Genomic DNA, 22,485 nt, shown 5'->3' with positions numbered 1-22,485 from the left:
CCGATTAACTTCTAATTATTAGGAACCTCCCTTTCACTCGGTGAAAACTTTAAATGGCTATCCCCTTTCACAACACAATTTTTTCCCATTTTTTTTGCTTCATATAATGCCTTATCCGCTCTTATAAAAACATTTTTTACGGAATCAATTGTTTTGTCAAACCACGTAGATACACCACACGAAAGTGTTATCATCGGGTCAGTAAAACTTTCCACCTGCTTTCTAATCTGCCCAGCCAAATATACCCCGTCATCCATCGATGCTTCTGGAAGGTATATGGCCAATTCCTCTCCTCCCCATCGTGCAGGTATATCGTTTTGTCCTAAATGAAGTGAAATAATTCCCGCAACCTGCCTAATTACCTCATCCCCAACATGATGTCCGTATGTATCATTAACAGTTTTAAAATCGTCAATATCAAATAAAATCAAGGTACCCTTTTCATCTGTTTCCATATGAAGTTGTATTTTTTCATCTAAATACTTGCGTGAATACAGCTTTGTTAAATAGTCTTTTATAACGGCATTTTCCAATTTCTCCTTTAATATTGAATTGGTTAGGGCCAGTGTAGAATGCTGAATTAATGATTGCATTAATTTAAAATTTCCAAAGGAGAAGAAATATGATTCATCATGCATGATTGTAATCACACCGTGAACTTTCCCAGATTGCAGCATTGGTATTGCCATAACAGAACTGTACGGAAGCCCATTAAAATTATTTGAAAAATCCCCTGAAAAAATCGCTTCCTTGTTTGTATTCATTCTGTTTAATAGATATTCCGTAAAGGCTTGTCCCTGTTCCGTATAAAAATAATCCGTACTACCCGATAAAACATCAAATAATTTATCAGACTCTTCGTTGCTATAAATAAATCCAACCTGTTTGGCATTACATGTATCCATTATTTGCCGCCGGACGACTTCTGTTATTTCAGAAATTTTTAAATTTGAATTCAATTGATGTGTAGCATCATTGATTCTTTTTAGATCTTTAATTAGATGCCTAGATTGTTGATATAATGTCGCATTTTCTATTGCCTTCCCAACTACATTGGCAATTTCAGTAATAAAATCAATCTCTTGCTGGGGAAACTCTGTTCGTGGTGCCACAATTTGAATCACGCCATATACACCCTGTCTCCCTTTTAACGGTGCATACAAGCATGATTTTCTTTCCTTCATTCGATCTTCAAGCTGCACATCACCAGTAATAAACGCTTGTGTGCTTACACGTTTTGTCGCATCATCACTATATTCAATTTCTTTCAACGGCAGGGTACTATCGGCTTTAAAATCCTGTGATAGCAGAATATAGAATGTAAATGCCGGATACTGCTTTCGGAGTGCCTTCGTTGTTTCTGCCAGGATATCGTTTTTAATCATAGTCGAATAAAAACGAGAGGTCAGATTATATAGAAACTTATTTTTCCTTTCTTTTTCCTTGCTGATTTGATAATAATGAACTATATTTAAAAACCGTTCTATTTCGCATTTTAATGTATTCATTAACTCATCCGCTAAATTCCTGTCAACTGCAATTAATAAAAATCCAGCAGGTTTATTATGAAAAAATAGCGGGACTATATACGTTTCTGAGAAGTTAATAGTCTTATGCACTATTATATCTTTTGTCAAAATAGACGTAGTTTGATTGATAAATTGAGAAGTGGTTTCATCGGCGCTGTTATGTCGATTTATTTTTAATTCATAGGTTTTACTCCAATTATTATAAATGTAAAATGAAGCTTGTTTAGTTTGAAGTATATCTTTTATCTGATTTTCAAGCCGAAAAAGAAGTTCATCATAAGAACAATTTACTGCATCTGAAATTAAATCAAAAAGGATACATTTTAATTTACCTATTAATTGGTTCTTGCTTACCATCAAATACACCTCTCAAGAGGAAATATGAAATCTGTTTTTGCTATGTAATGATTTTTAGAATTTTTCGAGTTATAACTATATTATATAGGATGTAATCAATTTTTCCTATTAAATCAAACGGAAAAAATATAATAATCATTTTAAGTAAGCTATGTGTTGACTTCCGGCACTAAAAATTATATACTATGCTTTGTGTAAAATAAAAAGGTAGCCTATGTGAACCGACGATTGTTATCATTTTGTTCCTCTGAATCAGAGGTGTATCGTGTAACTCTCTGCTGCTGGAGCGATGGTACATGAAAACAAAATGGGCAGGCGGACAGGAACACGGTCTTCTATTTTATGCAAATAAAATAATAAAGGAGGAAATGTCTTATGGCACGATTTACTGGATCAGTATGGAAAAAATCACGTCGTCTCGGCATTTCATTAACTGGAACTGGTAAGGAATTGGATAAACGTCCTTACGCTCCTGGTCAACATGGACCAAACCAACGGAAGAAAATTTCTGAATATGGCTTGCAACAGCAAGAAAAACAAAAACTACGCTTTATGTACGGATTGAATGAACGTCAATTCCGTAACCTATTTGATCAAGCGGGTAAAATGAAAGGTATCCATGGTGAAAACTTCATGGGTCTACTAGAATCACGTTTAGATAACCTAGTATTCCGACTTGGTCTGGCACGTACTCGCAGACAAGCTCGCCAGCTGGTAAATCATGGGCATGTGACTGTGGATGGAAAACGCGTAGATATCCCGTCATACCGTCTAAAACCAGGTCAAGTAATTGGGTTGCGTGAAAAATCACAAAATCTTGATATCATTAAGGAAGCTCTAGAAGTAAATAATTTCGTACCTGAGTATCTATCATTCGATGCAGATAAATTAGAAGGTAGTTACACTCGTTACCCGGAACGTTCAGAACTTCCAGCAGAAATCAACGAAGCACTTATTGTTGAATTCTACTCTCGTTAATCTACGCTTTTTGCAGGTTAATGCACAAAGAACCCTTGAAATGTTGTTAAATCAACATCTCAGGGGTTTTTTCATTATTGTTTAATTTGCAAAATAATGCAGGATAATGCATTATTTTGGGGCTAATTGGGGCCAATTTGGGACCAAAAAATTTACTAGCATGGGTGAAGGAATGGAAAGAAATAAACACAGAACATGCGTGGAGTGACTGAGGGAAAAGTATGAGATGTAGTGTGAATTATAATTTTATTAAGCCGATTTTGCCCTGCATGTACTGCCATCATATTTGTATAAACATCCCAAATTATTATCTGATGAAAGATGATGCTCTTTGAAATTTAATTTTAAGGTGGTAAAGGACTCCTATATGACATAATTTTTGATAAACCATTATTGTAAATTATATCGTTTTATAATAAATAGCTTGGAACGAAAGGAGCGGTTGGTGATGGTAAACACTCTTGCTTATGTTTCACTAATAATTTTGTTTTTTATGGCTTTGTGGTACATTACGAAATTTGTCCTGCTTCCCATTTTTATGTTTATCATTCGAATCCTATTTAGGAAAGAATTTGCACAGTTAGAAAAGGATCGGCAGGACAGTGTGGAAAAACTAAGGAGTATGGGGATTAAGGTTACATCGGGTGATAAAACTTCTGGCAGCAATTATACAAGTATAAGATAACTTTTTCAGGTTTCTAAATTGATGAATATTGATTACGACCATAAGAATGTACCACTTCTGTCATCTTTTTTACCAGTGAATGCACAAGACTTACCACTTGTTGCCAACAAATTTACCAATGGGGGTAACAATTAAAATAATGAAGGATTAAAAAGCCTAATTCCTCTTTCTCTAAGCGGGGGATTAGGCTTTTGGTCTCACACAAACGCGCCCGATTGCCGAAGATGCATATCGAAGTAAAGTACTAGTTAGTGAACTTTTGATTAAGGTTTATTCCATATTAGGGCCCGTACTAATAGTGGCCCAATCACCGTAAATAAAAGAATGAAGGCATTACCAAAAATACCTATATTTCTTATAACTCCTGTACTTCCAAACCACGAAAGGATTACCCCAATAATTGAACCAACTGTCATTAAAGGAAAAACTGCTTCATCCGGAACAAAATCAATTCCGCTGAAAAATAAAATATAAACCACTATATCAAGTCCACATATTATTACAGATATAACATTAAAATATTTTTTCAATTTTTAACCTCCCTAGATGAACATATTCATTTGAATTTCTCTATAATACTTGTAAATCCTTCATAAACGCACCTGATGTTGAAGATTGTTTCACAAACCTTATAAATATGTTCATCAAGCTGATCAACAAAATCTTTACATTCATTAAATTCAATCATGACATTAATTATCCTTATAAACTGAATAGCTAAAATCAATATATTCTTCTATTTCTGTTTGTTCTCCGAGCCGATCCATTCCCCATCCGTACCGTTGATAGTCTGTTCCGCCATCGATAAATATTGCTCCACAACTACATCTCCTATAATCATGGCTATGTTTTGATTCGATAATGTCATTGCATTTTTTGCAGCGTACCTTATTTACTAGTATTCTTTTCATAAAACCACCCCATCGTAATAATTTTTGTCCGTTGAATGAGGGACTTTTTACATCATATGGCTTATACAGTAAGTAGGGCCTTGCATATTATTATGATATTTCTATTTAATAGTGTTCTGCAATAGCGCCCGATTCTTGAACAGTCTTAAATTTAAAAAAGAGAACCCGAAACAGGCTCCCTCTTATTTTACTTTACTCGTTTAAATATTTGATAACAGCCATTTCCTTTCCAAATCGGTCACCATTATCAATAAATCCCAAACTGGCATATAAGTGATGTGCTTCCTGATTTTCTGGATGATAACCAACAACAATCTTTTGTGCATCTGGCAACTTTCTCATCTCTGAAATCATTAACTTTGTCGCAGCTTTCCCTATGCCTTTACCTTGGAAGTTCTTATCAACCATTATTCTAAATACCCAATATCCATCAAGTTCCTCTTTTTCAGTATTAATCATAAGGAAACCCACTACTATATCTTCATAGTAAATTGCAAAAGGTTTTAATGACGGTTCAAACTTTGATTGGGCAATTGATATGGCATTTGACTCCAAATACTCTGTTTGTTTCTCTGATAATTTCAATTCACAGCATTCATACCAATTCTCTTCGTTCAATTCTTCAATTTTCACATTACTTGTAAGCATATATTTTCCCCTTTCAAATTTCGGGGAAACGCTAAGTAAATTTTGTTAGTTAGGCGTTATCCCCTTTAAGTTCTTCAATAAACAAAGATTTTCTGTTTGTCATAATGAACGCCTCCCTTAACTAGTAATGCCTAAAAAACGATGATATGGAAATTTTTAGACAATGTAATTATACCATATTTTGTTCCACAAAAGGGCGATTGTTGAAGACAGTTCTAATTGAAAATAAATCAATTTAGTACAGCAAGTATAACATTTCAGAATGCGTATGGCTTTTAACTTTAATCAACCAGAAGATGTGGTGGTAACCTTCATGTCATTTACTGGTACATTTCTTGTCATTCAGTGGTAAAAAGTATGTCAACGTTGGTACATTTTCTTGTTCGTAATCATGAATATCGTACCTATTCAGAAATTACGCGAAAAGGAATAAGTAGTAAGATAGTTGGGATTTCTACGAAAACAGCTGCAATTCAGGGGAAAATATAAGAAAAGACATCCTCCACCATGCTAGTGTTTAAAAAATTACATTGCATTTTATTTCACTAATATCTATAACGTGAACAAACGTTCTAGGGAAGAAGGTGTTTTATATGAAGGTCAAAAACGTAACCGCTGGCTGCCAAGTGGAGGTATCATTAATCAAAGGGAATTCCCCGTGGGAAAATTCGAAAGTTAAAATTTATGACAGTAAAACTTCTAGGTTTATTCATGAAGCTAGCGTAGAAGGACAGGTATTAAGTATTTCCAGAGCTGACAAACCTGTTACAGAAAAAGAATTGATGTTTGCTGTAACGAAATTAATGAATTTAGAATTTGAGGATGTTGTTATCTATACCAGCCCTAATGGTGTCTTGTATATAAAGCAAATAAATAATTCCCAACAAAGAACAGCAGAATGCTATCATTAAAGATGATTTCGTGAAAAAGGAGTTCATTAACAAATACATTACACTACCAATGGCCATTAAGATTTTCAAAGATGACCGTGAGGCTTTTAAAGAATATAGTGCGCAAATGTTTATTTAAGTAAGATCGACTTCATGCTGGAGCAAATGCAAAATGATTTTTATACATTAAAAAGTGAATTGGTAAGTAAGCATCACTTAGATATCAGATATATAAGGAAAGATGATAGAGTAAATTACAGAATTCGTGGAAATGGGATTAATAAAGTATTGTCGCACTCTCCTGATGATTTGCGAAAAATGACAAGTACACTTATGAGTGATTATTTGTCGGATATAAGGCAACTAAATTTGAACTTAAATATTATTGATATAGCGACTTGCACCAAGCGCGGGCATTTGCATGAATTCAAGTTAGCTCATTGATAACAAGTAATTAGTTCACCACTTTAAACTAACAATGCAATAAACTTGATGCCTTTCCACTTGATTGTGTTAGCAAAATGTTGACATTTTGCTAACACAATTTTTTATTATAAAAAATTTATTACTTAATTTTCTACAAATGCTATGACAACCCCTTTTACTTCGACAAGCACTCTTTTTGCTATTTTTCCAGGGTAATTCATCAAGATAAAGAGCAACAACTCCGATAGTATTATCCCGAATTGAAATCAAGCTTTCCTCAAAACTGGTTTTACCGCTATTACTTTTATCGTAATTACATTTCCCCAGTAAACAAGATTCTTGTACTTAGGGCTAATAAACACCTTATCATCAATTACGCATTACCAAAAGTGAAAATTTGAACATGCTTATTCCTGATCCCCATTACTTAACAATCGATTGATAGTTGTTTCTCAAGGATTGCTGTTTTTGAATTTTTCTATAGCATCTTCTGGAATGTTTAATTTTCTTTTCCAAAATTCGCTTTTTGAATCAATCAATTCAACTAGTTTATTTGCATCCTTAAAACATTCTTCAATCTGATAGTTCCATGCCTTATTATTTAAATCCTCTCTTTTTACCCATAATGGTATATCACTTATTATTGAAATGAATTCTTGAAAATTATGAAGAAAATCATCAAAATCTCTATCTTTTGAATGACCAAGATCACTATAGGCCATATGATATTTGTTTATCTGTGATGTATAATTTTTGACTTCTTTCTTAAATAAGTCTGTGTTTTGTTCAATAAAGATTCTCTGTAAATATTTAAACAAGTGACGCAGTTCTTCGTAATAAGCATGATTTTCAACAAACAATTTTTTATCGTCACCAAATATGTTTTCTTCATAATAATCACTTAAAACACTGTAATCATTTGCTTTTTTCCAGCAGTATCCTTCATCATCCATTTCGCCAATTGGTAAAGGTTTATAAGTTTCGTCTAAAGACCTGTTTATCCATTGTCCAGTTAAAATCCAGTTTCGCATTATATAGTCATTACCGTTTCTAGCTACATAAATCCAAACAACATCATTTTGTGATTTCTTCCTCATTAAATCAATTGAGACTTGTTTTATTTCATCAATATTCAATGGTTCATTTAACACAATCATTAAGGATATACGACTGGCGCCAGCGTGGGATATATCTGATTCCTCGATGACAGTGTACATTCCCTTACTATTGAAATTTGTATATCTGTATTTTTCTTTTATGTAATTAGAAACTGAAGGAAGCTCTGGATATATATAAGTTTCATTTATTCCATATTTTACATCTAATTCTCGCTTCACTTGAGCCTTGTACTCATAAGGAACCTTAATAACAATTGATGGTTCAATACTGTCAAGTGTGCGGATCTTCCGATGTATATTATCGCCCTCAACCATGTTTCCACAAATGGCAAATGTTCCTTTTTGATTATACAAACGAGGATTTAACTCTCTTAACTTTTCCGATTGTTTTACAAATGCCGTTTCTGCCGCCAATGTCAATATTTCTTTTTCGGTAATTGTGTCCTTAAAAATCTGTTGATATTTTTTTTGAATGTTTTCTAGAGTATAGTCACCTAGGGTTGCTAAAAGAGAGAGTAAATTAACTTTTTTACTTTTCAATTCATGTGTTTTTTGACAATAAAAATAGACATATCCATCGTCCTTCGAAGTATCTTGTACAGCAAAGAACAGTGCAATATAGGGGTCCTCTGTGACATCTATTAGGCGTGTAGGGATACCATAATGTTGTAGTTTGGCTAAACTTTGAATGGGACTTGACAAATGTTCAAATTCTCTCGGTTTTAATTCTATAGATTCAGCATAAATCTTATACTCATTTTCTATATAGCCTATATCTCTAGCAATACTTGCAGTTATATTTTCATATTTTGCACTTTGCCCACGAAAGGTAAATTCATTATTCATTTTGTAGCGGTCTATTAGCTTTTTAAATTGAAATATGTTATTTGCTTGTTCCATTCTAAACACCCTTCTACAAATAAATATAATTTGTTTAGGAATCCTACTTTGTTGAAGAAATTACAAAACTTCTTCTCTCTTACATTTTAACATAAATTCAAATAATTAAATTTATCAAATTGTAGAATATTGGCATCTCATCCTATTAGCAGTCCTCAGTATTATTATGAATAATAGATATACAAGATTCATATATATATTAAAAAAGATTCGGAAGGATTGATTAGTTTGGGTAAAGTTATAGTCGGGAGACGAAACGTTAAAGTAACCATTTTTGAAGCTTTATCTCGTAATCAAAAACAAATTAATAGGGTACAGAATTTAAGAGAACTTCCTTTTAGGTTTCAAAATTCTTTAGAAGCACTTGATTATTTGGAAAGCACTTACGGAAATGGCAATGAATTTGGCGAAGGAATAATAGTGCCATATAAAAACAAAAAAAAGCAATACTCGATTGGTAGTTGGGATGATTTTGGAGATTTATACAAAATAAGAATTGCAAAGGTAGAATGGGTTGAAAAGAAAAAAGAATGCCCCAAACGTATTTGGAGTATATTTAGAAGAAAAAGGAATATTAACATTGAAGATATTAAACAATTTGCGGAAGATTATTATCAATAATACCAGGGCGCAACAATATTATACAAGCTTTCGCCCTAATTATTTTTTAAAAATAACGTTTGTGACTTATTATCATACTTTTATTTAAATATTTCCACTTAACTTTTCATCACAATTTTTATGAATCTGTTGAAAAATCTTTCTTTTTAAATTATAGTAAATCCTTTACTTTATCCCTCATTCGACTGACTAATATCACATTTGGAGATGTACTACTTATTTTAGACTGAACTTGTTGAATAGCTTTTCTTACGCTTTCATTTTTATCACCTGAATAATCTATTAACCTTCCTACCTGTTTTGCGATAAATCCTGAAAATGGTATAGCAGAATTAGTTAATTCAAGTGCTGTGTCTAATGTTATACCTTTCACATCCCAAGTATCTATTCTTTTGCGTTTCTTTTCATATGCTTTAACGGTTTTGTTAAACTCTTCAACAATAGAATTGATCTCATCCGAAGATTTGTTATAAGTTAAATCAATTAACAGTTTACGAAATTGGTCTATTTCTTTTCCAGTAAAAGTTTCAGCAAGTTCTAATACAGGAACATAATTAGCGATTGTTAATATGCCTTCTGTTGCGATATTTGGCGAAGTTACCAAATTAAGACCCCAATCTCTCCGCACACCTGAATAAAGATAAGCAATATTTTCTTCGTTTTTTGCCAAAGGACCTACTGGACACAACACGGCCTGATTAGCAGCTGCCCATTCAATAGATTGAGAAGCGTCCATAATTTCTATAAAGTAGTCTTTCCCTGTAAAATTTTTAACTGTGGTATTAATAATCGGTCCTAACCCTATGTTAAAAGTCCCCATTGCACCCCTGTCTGAAAGAAATTCATACATATGGCTCCATGTATTCGATAATTCACTTGCTAGTCCTTTAAACCATTCCTGGTCTTTAGCATTCTTTATTTTTGAAGATAGCTCTATTAAATTTGATAACACCTCTTGTTTCTCATCGGTGTCAAGCGGCAAAAATGCAAGTGGATTTCTTTGCTTTAAGTCTAATATTGTTCTGTAAGCTAGTTCCCTTGAAAACATAATACTTTTTGGGTTAATATTCGAAACCTTTTCGAGTAAATTTCTGTTATACCTTTCTATAGACTGCGGGAAAATTAATTTCACCTTATTCAGCTTGTAAGTTTAACTAATTCATCCTCTGTAATATCGAGTGAATGTAGTAATTTTTCATATGATGATTCAATTGGAACAACAATTTGAATTTCGTTAAATAATGTAAGATAGTTTCGGATATTGTGAGCTTCGCCAAATTTACCATTTATTAAACAGGAAGAATCTTGTGGTTTATCAAATTCCCATCCATTTGCCTGTCCACTTAAATATAAATCTCTTTTATTGTCCGACCAAAGTTGTTCATCTTCCTCCCATTTTTCCATTAGTGCCTTGGAATAATTAAATGTTGAGTGTTTACTCACAGTGAGAGATAGGGGATCTTGATGTTTTCGCTTAAATTTTTCTTCAATATTCGAAGCTAAATAACAATTAATTTCCGCTTTATATCCACAAAGTAATGATACTTTATCTTTTAGGACTTCTAATTCACTTTGATTTAAATCTTTTTCCACCTCAACGTCCCAACCCTGTGGTCCGTGATTAAAACTCAACCACAATCTTGGAAATGTTTTCGGTAACAATAATGAAAGTTGTTTATTAAAATCTATAACATTAAAGGGATTTCCGGATAATTGCAAGACCTCTTCCATAGTTCTATTATCCAAATTAATTGCACCATCTGGTAGATTTGTTACTAGGGTAATTTTGCAACCTAGAATTTTAATTTGCTTATTAAACACCTCAACTATTGAACTTTCAGGTTCATTCAATGGCTCAACATTTAAATTTTTGCATTTGATATAGTATTCATATCCTTTTTTATAAATACCATCTGTTTTTAAATGTGGTTGTTGTAGTTGCAATCGCTCGTAACTATATCTAGCATAACCATCCATGAATTCATACATGTAAACTACCTCCTTTATCTAATGATAATCATACTTTCTACCATATATAGTTGGTTTAACATTGGATATGTTTTGCATCTATGGTTGGTGAAAAATATTATACTTTAATGTGATTCTGGCATCGACCACCCACCCAATACGCACCTCTGTCAACGTAAAGGGTGATATTTTTTACCGGACTAGAACTTTGGCAATGCCTCCATTGCATCTGACAAATCTTTGTAGGAATCTTTCAAGTAACGAGTTGTTGTTGAAATGTGATTATGACCCGCAAGTCTTCGCACCTTTTCAATATCATTGTTAGTTGCTTTAAGCATCCATTTACAAAACGTATGACGGAACATATGTGGCGTTAGCTTTTTCTCTTTAGTACTGTAGTTTTCAATCATTGTTTGAATTCCGCGTACAGAAAAGTGGCCGGATCTCTGACTGTAAAATACATAGTTGGAGTGGGCAACGAACACCTTTTTCTCACTAACCTTATGGCGAAAATCTACCCATTCCCTCAGTTCGTGGTATAGGAGGTTTGACATAGGTATCGTTCTAACCTTTTTCCCTTTTCCAACTACTCTTATTTTCCGCATATCAAAATCTAAATCATGTATTTTTAAATTTGATAGTTCTTCTACACGAAGGCCAGCATATGTAAGTGTGTAGATAATCACTCTATCACGCCGATATTTTTCCTCCGAGTTAACACCCCGACTTTTAACTGGAGACTTTCTTATACGGTCCAAAAGAACTTCAAATTCATCTTCCGTTAACCACATAATTTTTTCATGCTCTTCATCGGCAGTTTTTAAGTCCCTGATACCAGAAATGGGATCCATCAACATAACTTCTTCCTTTACAGCCCAATTAAAAAAAGAGCGGAGAGAATTCAACCTTCGATTAATTGTTGCTACCGACAATGCCTCTCCTTTTTTTGGATCCATCATTTCATCAATCCATTTTCGGATATCTGTACTAACAACTGTAGAATTAATTTCGATTTTGTTGTTCTGATAAAAAGTACTAATATCTTTTAAATAGGATTTTATGGTATTTCTTGACTTCCCTTGTTCTATTAGATAATTTGAATATTCTTCTAGCACCTATAAATCACCCCATCTTATATGCCGAGTTTAAGTGACATTTTTCAGCTGAATTTTCATATCAATTGTAACATTATATGATGAGTTTAGCTTACTAACTTTAAACAACTAGGGGCTGGGACAAAACCCCAGTAAATGAAAATAATAAGCGTGGTACCCACAGTAAAAATTGGTGAAAGTACCACGCTTATTTTGTATTAAATATTTTATTTCTAGTAAACAAAATGGACACCTTTTGATAAAATAAAGTTACCACACAATACTTATCGGAGGTGCCCTTATGTTTAAACATTATAACATAGATCAAGTCGTTTTGCCTTTAGATTTAGAAATAAAACTTCAAGAAAATGATATTGCCTACGCTGTGAATGATGTGGTGGAAAGTATTCCTGAAGAAGCATTCGCTAATTTTTTGCGTGTGACTGGTTGTCCGTCCTATCATCCACGAATGATGATGAAAATTATTTTGTGTGCCTACACGCAGTCTATTTTTTCTGGCAGGAAGATAGAAGGATTACTCAAAGACAGTGTACGTATGATGTGGTTAGCTCAAGGGTATGAACCAAGTTACCGCACCATCAATCGTTTCCGTGTGCATCCAGAGGTCAAAGAACTATTACGTCAGTGCTTTGTGCAATTCCGTTGTCAGCTTGTACAAGAAGAACAGATTGATGAAGAAGCGATTTTTATTGATGGAACCAAAATCGAAGCGAATGCCAATAAGTATACATTTGTTTGGCGTAAAGCGATTGAAAAATACAATCAGAAGTTGGTGGAGAAATCGAACCAAATGTATGATGAATTACTGGAAAAAGAAATTATTCCAGAAATCGAACGGGAAAGTGCGGATGAACTATCTACCGATGAACTCGAAAAAGTAGTTGAAAAGCTGGATGAGGTAGTAGAAGCATATGATGAAAAAATCGAAGCAAGTGAAACTGGAAGTGAACGTAAACAACTTCGCTCGGAACGTAAAGTACCGAAACAATATCGCAAACAATTCCAAGATTCCATGGCGCGCAAACACAAATACCAACAGGACATGGAAATCTTCGGAGAACGTAACAGTTACTCGAAGACAGATCATGATGCCACATTTATGCGAATGAAAGATGACCATATGAGGAATGGCCAGCTGAAAGCAGGTTATAATGTGCAACTTGCGACAGAGGGGCAATATGCGCTTGCTTACGATGTATACCCAAACCCAACCGATACACGCACGTTCATCCCTTTTCTGGATAACATCGAGGAACGTTTCTTTGAGCTGCCAAAATATATCGTTGCCGATGCAGGTTACGGAAGTGAACAGAACTACGAAGACGTTATCGAGAACCGCCAACGCATCCCACTGATTACATATAACCAATACCGTAAAGAAAAGAAAAAGAAATATAAAAATAACGCCTTTAACACAGCCACTTGGGAATATGACGAGAAAAATGATACTTTCACCTGTCCAAATGGTAAAAAATTAGCGTTTAGCTATGTATCCAATCGAACAGACAAATACGGATTTACACGAACGTTTAAGGTCTATGAATGTGAGGACTGTTCCGGTTGTCCGTTAAGATCCCAATGTACTAAGGCGAAGGAAGGAAACAACCGGAAAATTTATTATAATGAAAAATGGGAAAACCAAAAAAAATACACAAAACAGCAGCTTTCGGAAAAAGAAACTGGTGAAATCTACGGTAAACGTAAAATCGACGTGGAACCAGTGTTCGGATTTCTGAAGGCTAATTTGCGTTTCACTCGTTTATCCGTGAGAGGCAAAGAGAAAGTAGAAAATGAATTAGGGTTTGCATTCATGGCGGTAAACTTGAGAAAATACACCGCCATGAACACAAATCAACCAACAAATAAGAGAAACAATACAAATCAAAATGGTTCCAATCATCAAAACCCGATGATTGGAACCATTTTTAGGTGTTTTGTCTAGTTATGTCCCAGCCTCTAGTTATCCTAACAACACAAATAGATGCGTTTTATGTTTGTTTGAACAGTAGAACCATTTAAATCGATACCGAAGCAAAGTTTAATCCTATTAGTAGATTACTAAATAAACCGTTTAATCACTTGATTAAATGTTTTTGTCAAAAGTTAATAATCATAATGTTGTGGATAGCTTTGTGAATAACTGTAGGAAAATAGAGAAGAAAGTTTTCCCCCCACACTTCCCGATCATACTTCTTTTTGGATATATTCCATTAAAAATTCTGCGTCATCCCCTACACCTTGCAATAGTGCAGAACCCCGTCTATATTGCCAAGGTAAACCTATAAAATATAAACCATCTATATTAGTAATACCTCTTTTATGTACTGGCTTCCCTTTTGTGTCCAATACACCAGATATATTTAACCAAGAATAATCTGATTCAAATCCAGTAGCCCATATAATATTTTGTACATCAAGAATGGTATTATCTTGGAATATTACCTTATTTCCATTGCCATCAATTGATCTATTTTTAATGACAACTTCTCCATTTCGAATAGCGTGCTTTAGTTCTAACCCAAAGATTGGATCCCCTCTTCTTTGAATTAGTTTTCCTACGAGGGAGTTAGTGGATGCTTTTAATATCCCAACCTTATCAAACCACCAGAAAATACTTTTATTCCCAATGACCAACGGAAGGAACTTAGAGCCTTGACTTGTAGATAGATAGGTTTTCTTTTCTCTAGAGATTTCTACTGCTGTTTGCGCTCCACTATTTCCACCACCAACTACTAACACATTTCCTTCTTTCAACTGTGTGGGATTTCTATATTCCGATGAATGTAACTGTACAACTTCATCTGACAATCTATTTGCGAAGGCAGGAATTCTTGGCTTTTGAAATGGACCTGTTGCTATAATCACATTCTGAGTTTTATACTCCATATGCTCTGTCTTTATATAAAATAGACCATTCTCATTTCGTACACTAATTACCTCAGTATTGTGTTTTATCGGCAGTTTAAATTGTTCTGCATAATCCCTTAGATATTTTGAGATTTCATCTTTTGATGGAAAACTTTGAGGGTTCCCTTTAAGTTTTAACCCCGGTAACGAACTGTAAGACCTTGGAGTAAATAAAACTAATGAATCATATCGTCTATCCCATACTTCTCCCACTTCCTGATTTTTATCTAATATAAGAAAGGATTGCTTAGATCGTTTTAAATAATATCCCATAGCTAGTCCGGCTTGTCCTGCACCAATTACTATTGTCTGATACACGTTTTGTCACATCCCAAATTATTATAGGGCAATATTACCACATTATAATAATCATTTGAATATAATAATTGACAAATAATATGATGATGGAATACACTATAAACAAATAATCAAATAATCATTTGAATGATGGTGAGAAAATGAATGAAGGAAAAGTATTAAATACCTCTAAAGATTCTTGTGACGTATTCTGTTTTGATGAGGAAAAGGTCAATCGTATTCAACCACAAATTGAAAAAGTTAATGGGGTTGAAATGATTTTTAAAGCTTTGGCGGATGCTACTCGCGTAAAAATAGCCTACGCACTTACTTTAGATGAAGAACTATGTGTGTGTGATGTAGCCAATATTATAGGCTCAACAACTGCAACTGCATCCCACCATTTACGATTATTACGCAACATGGGTTTAGCTAAGTATCGAAAAGAGGGAAAATTAGTTTTCTATTCACTAGAAGATGACCATGTTCGCCAACTAGTATCTATCGCAATGATACACGCAGAGGAAGGTGTTAAGAATGGAAATTAAAAACGTCTATCGCTTACAAGGCTTATCCTGTACAAATTGTGCGGCTAAATTCGAAAAGAATATACGTGATATTCAAACAGTTGAGGATGTTCAATTAAACTTTGGAGCATCTAAAATTACGGTGCAAGGGGAGGCTTCCATCGAGCAACTAGAACAGGCTGGTGCTTTTGATGGTATCAAGGTATTTCCAGAACGCCAACGTCAAGCAGAGAAAAAGGAGCCATTCTGGAAAAAGCGTGAGAACATTACAACGATGATATCGTTATTTCTTATTATTGTAGGTTATGTTCTTTCTTTCCAGTTAGGCGAGGAAAGTCCAATCACTATAGGAACATTTGGACTATCCATTCTAATTGGAGGTTATAGTTTATTCAAAGTCGGGTTAAAAAACTTAACGAAACTACAATTTGATATGAAGACCCTAATGACTATTGCTATTATCGGAGCAGCGGTAATTGGTGAATGGGGTGAAGGTGCAGTTGTTGTTTTCTTGTTTGCATTAAGTGAAGCACTAGAAAGCTACTCGATGGATAAAGCAAGGCAATCAATTCGCTCTCTAATGGATATTGCGCCGAATCGAGCAACTATAAGACGCGGAAATGAAATTATTGAAATTGATGTAGAAGATGTTCGTATAAACGATATTATGATCATAAAACCGGGCCAAAAAATTGCTATGGATGGTGAAGTTGTAAAAGGACAGTCCTCTATAAACCAAGCTACCATAACCGGAGAATCAATTCCTATTTATAAAACCACAGGCGATGAAGTGTTTGCAGGTACATTAAATGAAGAAGGTTCCTTAGAGGTTCGAGTTACAAAACATGTTGAAGATACAACGATTGCTAAGATTATTCACTTGGTAGAAGAGGCTCAAGCAGAACGCGCACCTTCTCAACAATTTGTTGATAAATTTGCAAAATACTACACTCCTGCTATCATGATAATTGCTCTATTAGTAGCGGTAATACCTCCCCTACTATTCGGCGGCATTTGGTCTGAATGGGTATATAGGGGCCTTGCAGTACTTGTTGTTGGTTGCCCTTGTGCCTTGGTAATTTCTACACCTGTGGCAATTGTAACAGCAATAGGAAATGCAGCCCGCAAAGGTGTTCTGATAAAGGGAGGTATTCACCTAGAAGAGACTGGCAGATTAAAAGTTGTTGCTTTTGATAAGACAGGAACGCTTACAGAGGGAAAACCAGAAGTTACGGATATAGTAAGACTTTCGTCAATGAGTAATGAAGAAATTTTGGGAATCTCAAAAGCAATTGAATCTTTCTCTCAACACCCACTTGCTTCAGCAATTATTCGTAAGGCAGAAAAGGATAATGTGGACTCTTACTCGGCTGAAGATTTCCAGTCTATAACTGGTAAAGGGGCAAAAGCAACATTAAATAATTCAACTTATTTTATCGGTAGCCCATCATTATTTGAAGAAATGATTTCGGTCCCGAATGACATTAAACAACAGATTAAAGATTTACAAACACAAGGTAAGACAGTTATGTTGTTAGGAACCGAAAAGGAAATAAAAGGTTTGATAGCTGTAGCTGATCAGGTTCGTAAAGAAAGCTTATCAATCATTCAAAAACTTCATCAGATTGGCATAGAAAAAACCGTTATGCTTACAGGTGACAATGAAGCGACGGGTTCGGCTATTGGAAGTCAACTAGGGTTGAGTGAGACTAAAGCAAAATTATTACCACAAGATAAACTAGAGGCAATTAAATCACTTCGAGAACAACATGGAAATGTAGCAATGGTTGGTGATGGAGTCAATGACACTCCCGCATTGGCAACAGCTACAGTTGGTATTGCTATGGGTGGAGCAGGAACGGATACAGCATTAGAGACAGCTGATATTGCATTAATGGCTGATGATCTAGAAAAACTACCATATACGATTGCATTAAGTAGAAAGACATTAGGTATTATTAAGCAGAATGTATCTTTTGCGCTTGGTTTGAAGCTGCTAGCACTTCTTTTAATTATTCCCGGTTGGCTTACGCTATGGTTAGCAATATTCGCTGATATGGGAGCTACTCTAATCGTGGTACTTAATTCATTACGATTGATGAAAACAAAGTATAGTGAATAAAAGAGTAATCAGATGGGATAAATGTATAAGAAATTCTAAATTAAGAAAGGTGCAATTCATCTTATAGAATTGCACCTTTTTAAAGTTAATGACTTTTTAACTGTATATAGCATTTTTTCTAAACTTCAATTACTTTTTTGTGAAAAGTATTTGAACAATACTATATTAACCCATTCAATGAAAAATTTGATGGTAAAATTATTTTACATATGAATATAGTGAGGTGTTTTGATGAAAAGCAAAGGTTCACCATTTAAATTTGTAGTAATTATCACATTAGTGGTTATTGCACTTATAGTTGCATTGGTTGTCATTAATAACCAGAATTCCGAATCAAAAAAAGGCAAAACGTTTGATAAACAACCATCAATTGAGGGACAACCCACTTTAGGAGACCCAAAGGCACCGGTAACAGTTGTAGAGTTTGGGGATTTTAAATGTCCTTCATGTAAAATGTGGGGGGAAAACATTTTCCCACAACTAGTAAGTGATTATGTTGAAACGGGAAAGGTTAAATTCTCATTTATAAACGTATTATTTCACGGTGAAGAATCAAAGTTAGCTTCACTTGCAGCAGAGTCAGTTTATAAGCAAAACCCTGATATATATTGGGAATTTCATAAAGCGCTCTTTAACAAACAACCAAGTGAGAATCATGACATTAGTTGGGTTACAATTGACAAGATACTTGAATTGGCAAGTGGTGTCTCAGGCATCGATACAGATAAATTAAAAGCAGACATAGAAAGCAATTCTGAAATAAACGGAGTAAATAAAGATACAGAGATGGTAACGGAATTCGGCGTACAATTTACACCAACCATTATGGTAAATGGAACCATGATTGAAGATCCATTTGACTATGATTCAATTAAAAAAGCTATAGAAAATGCATTAGAGGAAAATTAAGGTATGAATAAAGTAGATATCCGACAGTTTTCACTTTATACGGCATGGCTAGTTTCCGTTATAGCAACACTTGGCAGCCTTTATTTTAGTGAAATACGAGGTTTCGTACCATGTGAGCTTTGCTGGTACCAACGTATTTTGATGTATCCATTATCCTTAATACTTGGAATAGCAACATTTCAAAATGATCGATCTGTAAAAAAATATGTATTCCCTATAGCAATAATCGGCTGGTGTATTTCACTTTTCCACTATTTAGAACAAAAGGTTCCGGGTTTTGCAGAAATCAAACCTTGTGCCAATGGTGTTCCATGTAGTGCTGAATATATTAATTGGCTAGGTTTTATTACAATACCATTCCAAGCATTAGTCGCTTTCACCTTAATTACCATATTCATGCTGCTTTTAAAATGGCAAAAGAAAGGCCAATAGGAATTTGGTGCAATTCAGTACAGTGAGTTGCACCACATTTTGTATGCATTTGTTAACTTACCAAATCTTATTTTACGTTTAGATACACAGATAGACCATTAATAAAGTAGATAATGATACAAAGTTCAAACTAATGTACCTCACACCTATTTCCAATGCTTGCTAAAAATCATGCCAGTTAAGTAATACTATTCCTCCAATGATTAAAACGATAATAACCAAACTTACTAAAGGAAATTTCTCGTTAACATTGTTTATCTCTTGTTCTAAAGAATTTTGTTGTTGTTTTGAATTCTGGTTATTCTGCTTAGCTATAGTTTTATCATCATTTTGTAAATTAATCCCCTCTGCCTCTGCCAAGGCAGAATATGTCCCCGCAGTATTAATTAGAATTACACTGAATAACAATAAAGTGATTAATAATAAAGTCTTTCTGGTTCTTAACATGTAATCATCCTTACTTTACTTTTATAAATCCGAATGGGGTCTCACTTACTGTTACTTTTATTTTAATAATCTTTGCTATAATATAATTAACTATGTACAAATAAGCCACTACTGTCTGATTTTATTAAAATTAACAACCTTTGGAAAGGTTTACCTCATGTAAAAAGTACTTACATAGAATAAAAACAGTGTTAATAGTTAACTAATACACCTTAAAGGTCGCTTTAACACAAAATAAAAAGAAAATACCCTCTTGTAGCCAATTATATTTTCCGTTATATTAACATAAAGCAAAAAACACCCTTAATAAAAGTTTATCAAGGATGTTTATCCATAATTGGGTATTGTTCGTATCCATCGGCTAATATAGTTGCCGTCAGTACTCATCTGTGTTAATTTCTCCTTTTGGATACTCTGTCTTAAACACATCAACAGCACTATATTTATTGCTTGCTGATAATTTTCGAATGGCCAAATTAATTATCCAAATAATTATACCCTAGAAAACTACCATAAGACTCAACACCAAACATTTATCTTTAAAAAAGCAACTTAGGAATCTGCTTTTCCGATATCTATTTTACAACCCGGTCGCGATCAGATTTCATCATTAATTTGACTCACTAGAACCCATAAACCTGAGTAAATCACCGTAAATAATATCGTCAGAATACTTCAGCTCTTTTATCACCTTTCCCTTTATTGGTGTACACGGACTTTCTATTTTTCCTTCAATATCTCTGCCTTCTTCATTCACTGGTTCACCTGTCGCACGATTATAGCAAAAACCGCTTGCCGATACATATTTTTTACTAATGAAATCTCCATTTCGTAATGCAACATAACTCTTACGGTCATCTGAAAACAAATCATTACCAAAATAGAGATCGTTACCCGTTTCAACGCCTAATAAATGCAGCAATGTTGGTTTAACATCAATCTGACCAGACACTTCTGACATTACTTTTCCTTTCCCAGAACCCGGAATATGAATAAAGAGTGGTACACGTTGCAATTGGACTTGATCAAAAGGTGTAATTTCTTCTTTTCCTAAATACTTGCTCATTGCTTTATTATGATTTTCACTTATTCCATAATGGTCACCCATAATAACAATGACTGAGTTCTTATATAAACCAGCATTTTTTAATTGATTAAAAAATTGCTTAAGGGCTTCATCTGTATATCTTACAGTTGGAAAATAATTATTAAGTGTCTTTGACCCAGAATCGTACGGTTCTATTGTTCGATCTTCTTTGTCTAGGTCAAATGGAAAATGATTTGTTAATGTAATAAATTTCGTGTAAAAAGGTTGTTTAAATGATTGTAAATATTTCATTGATTGCTCAAAAAAGGCCTTATCCTTCAGCCCCCAACCAATTGAATTATTTTCTGTCACTTCAAACGCACTTTCTCCATAAAAATAATCATAACCTAAACTCTTATACATTTGATCCCTGTTCCAGAAACTCTTATTGTTTGCATGGAATACGGAATTAAAGTAACCTTTTTCTTTTAACAGTTCCGGCATTGCATTGTACTCATTCTGACCATGAGTAAAGAAGACAGATCCGCTCGGTAACGGATATAGTGAGTTTTCGACTAAAAACTCAGAATCAGATGTCCTACCTTGGGCAATTTGGGAATAAAAGTTCTCAAAGTAAAAGGTGTCTTCGTTGTCTACTAAACTATTTAAAAATGGGGTTATCTCTTCACCATTCACTTTGTTATTGATTACAAAGTTTTGCATAGACTCAACTGAAATAAAAATTAAATTCTTATCCTTGGCAATACCAAAAAGATTTGATTTATCATTACTTTGAATATCATTGACATATTCTTTTATTTTTGGAAGTTCACTTTCATCAGCAAAAACGCGTTTCGCTTTAACTCTAGATTGCATAACTGCATCGTAAACATGGTAATTAAAAACACCTATATTTTTTACTAGATATTCCCGGTCAAATGCACGTGTAAAAAGCTGCGGCCTTTCCATTTCTGCCAAGAAAAAGTTGCCTGCTAATAGTACAAAAGACATCGCTAAAGCAAAAAACTTTCCACTCTTAGGATAAGTTACTGCCATCATCGCTTGCTTTCTCTTACTTAAATACCAAATAATAGCCACATCAGCAAATAATAACACATCATATGCTTTAATTAGTGTTAGAATACTAGACCCTAAATCTCCCATATTACTTGCTTGGAATAATTGTGGAATCGTAATAAAATCGGTATTCGAACGATAAAAAACTAGATTAAAAAATAAAATTGACGTCCCTAATAATGCGGTGTATCGCAGAAATTTCATTTGACGTGATTGTTTTTTGAACCAGACACTTATTGCAAAAACTGAAAACGCAGAAACAAATGGATTAATAAACAAGATTAATTCCTGCATCGAATTTTCCAATTCAAGATCAAACATAAAACGATATATGATATATGTCTTCACACCAAACAATAAGGTCGCAATAATAAACAATGGTATTTTTAATCGTTTAAACTTCATTTATAGTTCCTCCTTAAAAAGCGGAAGTTCCTATTAAAAAGTTGATAGAATATCCTTTTATAATTCATTTACACAATACAATAACATATAATTCTTATAATACGAAATATTAATAAGAAAACCACTAGTGTACAGTAAGTAAAGGGAAAGAATAAAATTTATAAAAATCGCCAAAAGGCCAATTTCAGT

The 22,485-nt window shown here is 33.9% G+C and carries 20 protein-coding genes and 1 pseudogene; 10 read left to right on the top strand and 11 right to left on the bottom strand.

The genetic code is table 11. The features are described from left to right. Nucleotides 1-11: 11 nt before the first annotated feature. Nucleotides 12-1,886, bottom strand: a complete 1,875-nt coding sequence (locus IEV74_RS00510) for a diguanylate cyclase (RefSeq protein WP_188453394.1) — start codon at nucleotides 1,884-1,886, stop codon at nucleotides 12-14. A gap of 375 nt (nucleotides 1,887-2,261) precedes the next feature. On the opposite strand from IEV74_RS00510, the gene rpsD reads away from it, so the two are divergent. Both rpsD and IEV74_RS00500 read left to right on the top strand, forming a co-directional pair. Beyond that, the gene (rpsD, locus tag IEV74_RS00505) at nucleotides 2,262-2,864 is read left to right on the top strand and encodes a 30S ribosomal protein S4 (RefSeq protein WP_188453393.1); all 603 of its coding nucleotides are present in this window, start codon (nucleotides 2,262-2,264) and stop codon (nucleotides 2,862-2,864) included. A gap of 445 nt (nucleotides 2,865-3,309) precedes the next feature. Next, complete coding sequence (locus IEV74_RS00500) at nucleotides 3,310-3,549, top strand: hypothetical protein (RefSeq protein ID WP_229683027.1); 240 nt, start codon at nucleotides 3,310-3,312, stop codon at nucleotides 3,547-3,549. A 263-nt stretch (nucleotides 3,550-3,812) separates the two neighbouring features. Here IEV74_RS00500 and IEV74_RS00495 read toward each other — a convergent pair whose 3' ends face one another. The 3 genes from IEV74_RS00495 to IEV74_RS00485 all read right to left on the bottom strand — a co-directional run bounded on the left by IEV74_RS00495 (nucleotide 3,813) and on the right by IEV74_RS00485 (nucleotide 5,108). Continuing rightward, a complete protein-coding gene (locus IEV74_RS00495; protein ID WP_188453391.1) occupies nucleotides 3,813-4,079 on the bottom strand; it encodes a hypothetical protein in 267 nt (88 codons plus the stop codon). A 162-nt stretch (nucleotides 4,080-4,241) separates the two neighbouring features. Continuing rightward, nucleotides 4,242-4,460 (bottom strand): DUF7695 domain-containing protein, encoded by a 219-nt coding sequence (locus IEV74_RS00490; protein WP_188453390.1) that lies wholly within the window; start codon nucleotides 4,458-4,460, stop codon nucleotides 4,242-4,244. A 192-nt stretch (nucleotides 4,461-4,652) separates the two neighbouring features. Beyond that, the gene (locus IEV74_RS00485) at nucleotides 4,653-5,108 is read right to left on the bottom strand and encodes a GNAT family N-acetyltransferase (RefSeq protein WP_188453389.1); all 456 of its coding nucleotides are present in this window, start codon (nucleotides 5,106-5,108) and stop codon (nucleotides 4,653-4,655) included. Nucleotides 5,109-5,701: 593 nt separating this feature from the next. On the opposite strand from IEV74_RS00485, the gene IEV74_RS00480 reads away from it, so the two are divergent. Next, nucleotides 5,702-6,019, top strand: a complete 318-nt coding sequence (locus tag IEV74_RS00480) for a hypothetical protein (RefSeq protein WP_188453388.1) — start codon at nucleotides 5,702-5,704, stop codon at nucleotides 6,017-6,019. Nucleotides 6,020-6,136: 117 nt separating this feature from the next. Continuing rightward, a pseudogene (locus IEV74_RS20070) lies at nucleotides 6,137-6,442 on the top strand (hypothetical protein); the annotation flags it as partial. Nucleotides 6,443-6,876: 434 nt separating this feature from the next. Here IEV74_RS20070 and IEV74_RS00475 read toward each other — a convergent pair. Next, nucleotides 6,877-8,442 carry an FRG domain-containing protein gene (locus IEV74_RS00475; RefSeq protein WP_188453387.1) on the bottom strand — a complete coding sequence of 522 codons (1,566 nt, stop codon included), beginning with the start codon at nucleotides 8,440-8,442 and terminating at the stop codon, nucleotides 6,877-6,879. 228 nt (nucleotides 8,443-8,670) lie between these two features. Between IEV74_RS00475 and IEV74_RS00470 the strand changes: the two genes are divergently transcribed. Next, nucleotides 8,671-9,063 carry a hypothetical protein gene (locus IEV74_RS00470; protein WP_188453386.1) on the top strand — a complete coding sequence of 131 codons (393 nt, stop codon included), beginning with the start codon at nucleotides 8,671-8,673 and terminating at the stop codon, nucleotides 9,061-9,063. A 151-nt stretch (nucleotides 9,064-9,214) separates the two neighbouring features. On the opposite strand, the gene IEV74_RS00465 is transcribed toward IEV74_RS00470, so the two are convergent. From IEV74_RS00465 to IEV74_RS00455, 3 genes are all read right to left on the bottom strand, one after another. Next, nucleotides 9,215-10,195 carry a hypothetical protein gene (locus tag IEV74_RS00465; RefSeq protein WP_188453385.1) on the bottom strand — a complete coding sequence of 327 codons (981 nt, stop codon included), beginning with the start codon at nucleotides 10,193-10,195 and terminating at the stop codon, nucleotides 9,215-9,217. Nucleotides 10,196-10,200: 5 nt separating this feature from the next. Continuing rightward, nucleotides 10,201-11,052 carry a hypothetical protein gene (locus tag IEV74_RS00460; protein ID WP_188453384.1) on the bottom strand — a complete coding sequence of 284 codons (852 nt, stop codon included), beginning with the start codon at nucleotides 11,050-11,052 and terminating at the stop codon, nucleotides 10,201-10,203. 179 nt (nucleotides 11,053-11,231) lie between these two features. Beyond that, nucleotides 11,232-12,146: a tyrosine-type recombinase/integrase gene (locus IEV74_RS00455; protein ID WP_188453383.1), complete on the bottom strand. Its 915-nt coding sequence runs from the start codon at nucleotides 12,144-12,146 to the stop codon at nucleotides 11,232-11,234. A gap of 280 nt (nucleotides 12,147-12,426) precedes the next feature. Between IEV74_RS00455 and IEV74_RS00450 the strand changes: the two genes are divergently transcribed. Further along, on the top strand, nucleotides 12,427-14,088 hold the full coding sequence (locus IEV74_RS00450; protein WP_229683026.1) for an IS1182 family transposase: 1,662 nt from the start codon (nucleotides 12,427-12,429) through the stop codon (nucleotides 14,086-14,088). Nucleotides 14,089-14,330: 242 nt separating this feature from the next. Here the strand turns inward: IEV74_RS00450 and IEV74_RS00445 are convergent, their stop codons facing one another. Continuing rightward, nucleotides 14,331-15,371, bottom strand: a complete 1,041-nt coding sequence (locus tag IEV74_RS00445) for a flavin-containing monooxygenase (RefSeq protein WP_188453382.1) — start codon at nucleotides 15,369-15,371, stop codon at nucleotides 14,331-14,333. 140 nt (nucleotides 15,372-15,511) lie between these two features. Between IEV74_RS00445 and IEV74_RS00440 the strand changes: the two genes are divergently transcribed. From IEV74_RS00440 to IEV74_RS00425, 4 genes are all read left to right on the top strand, one after another. Beyond that, nucleotides 15,512-15,898, top strand: a complete 387-nt coding sequence (locus IEV74_RS00440; RefSeq protein WP_188453381.1) for an ArsR/SmtB family transcription factor — start codon at nucleotides 15,512-15,514, stop codon at nucleotides 15,896-15,898. Further along, nucleotides 15,888-17,999 carry a heavy metal translocating P-type ATPase gene (locus IEV74_RS00435; RefSeq protein WP_188453380.1) on the top strand — a complete coding sequence of 704 codons (2,112 nt, stop codon included), beginning with the start codon at nucleotides 15,888-15,890 and terminating at the stop codon, nucleotides 17,997-17,999. Before IEV74_RS00440 ends, IEV74_RS00435 begins: the two co-directional genes overlap by 11 nt. A 228-nt stretch (nucleotides 18,000-18,227) precedes the next feature. After that, entirely contained in the window at nucleotides 18,228-18,908 is a 681-nt protein-coding gene (locus tag IEV74_RS00430; RefSeq protein WP_229683025.1) for a DsbA family protein, read from the top strand. A 3-nt stretch (nucleotides 18,909-18,911) separates the two neighbouring features. Then, the gene (locus tag IEV74_RS00425) at nucleotides 18,912-19,340 is read left to right on the top strand and encodes a disulfide oxidoreductase (RefSeq protein WP_188453378.1); all 429 of its coding nucleotides are present in this window, start codon (nucleotides 18,912-18,914) and stop codon (nucleotides 19,338-19,340) included. Nucleotides 19,341-19,502: 162 nt separating this feature from the next. On the opposite strand, the gene IEV74_RS00420 is transcribed toward IEV74_RS00425, so the two are convergent. Continuing rightward, complete coding sequence (locus tag IEV74_RS00420) at nucleotides 19,503-19,787, bottom strand: hypothetical protein (protein WP_188453377.1); 285 nt, start codon at nucleotides 19,785-19,787, stop codon at nucleotides 19,503-19,505. 610 nt (nucleotides 19,788-20,397) lie between these two features. Next, nucleotides 20,398-22,296, bottom strand: a complete 1,899-nt coding sequence (locus IEV74_RS00415; RefSeq protein ID WP_188453376.1) for an LTA synthase family protein — start codon at nucleotides 22,294-22,296, stop codon at nucleotides 20,398-20,400. Nucleotides 22,297-22,485: the final 189 nt, after the last annotated feature.

The sequence above is a fragment of the Virgibacillus oceani genome, from assembly GCF_014638995.1.
Taxonomy (GTDB): domain Bacteria; phylum Bacillota; class Bacilli; order Bacillales; family Amphibacillaceae; genus Virgibacillus_E; species Virgibacillus_E oceani.
The sequence above is the reverse complement of the archived record's forward strand: the minus strand, read 5'-3'. Positions and strand labels throughout refer to the sequence as shown.

What these genes read in the sequence shown, in the direction of transcription:
- IEV74_RS00510 (WP_188453394.1), bottom strand. Translation starts at nt 1,886, where the DNA reads ATGGTAAGCAAGAACCAATTAATAGGTAAATTAAAATGTATCCTTTTT.
- rpsD (WP_188453393.1), top strand. Translation starts at nt 2,262, where the DNA reads ATGGCACGATTTACTGGATCAGTATGGAAAAAATCACGTCGTCTCGGC.
- IEV74_RS00490 (WP_188453390.1), bottom strand. Translation starts at nt 4,460, where the DNA reads ATGAAAAGAATACTAGTAAATAAGGTACGCTGCAAAAAATGCAATGAC.
- IEV74_RS00485 (WP_188453389.1), bottom strand. Translation starts at nt 5,108, where the DNA reads ATGCTTACAAGTAATGTGAAAATTGAAGAATTGAACGAAGAGAATTGG.
- IEV74_RS00480 (WP_188453388.1), top strand. Translation starts at nt 5,702, where the DNA reads ATGAAGGTCAAAAACGTAACCGCTGGCTGCCAAGTGGAGGTATCATTA.
- IEV74_RS00475 (WP_188453387.1), bottom strand. Translation starts at nt 8,442, where the DNA reads ATGGAACAAGCAAATAACATATTTCAATTTAAAAAGCTAATAGACCGC.
- IEV74_RS00460 (WP_188453384.1), bottom strand. Translation starts at nt 11,052, where the DNA reads ATGTATGAATTCATGGATGGTTATGCTAGATATAGTTACGAGCGATTG.
- IEV74_RS00450 (WP_229683026.1), top strand. Translation starts at nt 12,427, where the DNA reads ATGTTTAAACATTATAACATAGATCAAGTCGTTTTGCCTTTAGATTTA.
- IEV74_RS00440 (WP_188453381.1), top strand. Translation starts at nt 15,512, where the DNA reads ATGAATGAAGGAAAAGTATTAAATACCTCTAAAGATTCTTGTGACGTA.
- IEV74_RS00435 (WP_188453380.1), top strand. Translation starts at nt 15,888, where the DNA reads ATGGAAATTAAAAACGTCTATCGCTTACAAGGCTTATCCTGTACAAAT.
- IEV74_RS00425 (WP_188453378.1), top strand. Translation starts at nt 18,912, where the DNA reads ATGAATAAAGTAGATATCCGACAGTTTTCACTTTATACGGCATGGCTA.
- IEV74_RS00420 (WP_188453377.1), bottom strand. Translation starts at nt 19,787, where the DNA reads ATGTTAAGAACCAGAAAGACTTTATTATTAATCACTTTATTGTTATTC.
- IEV74_RS00415 (WP_188453376.1), bottom strand. Translation starts at nt 22,296, where the DNA reads ATGAAGTTTAAACGATTAAAAATACCATTGTTTATTATTGCGACCTTA.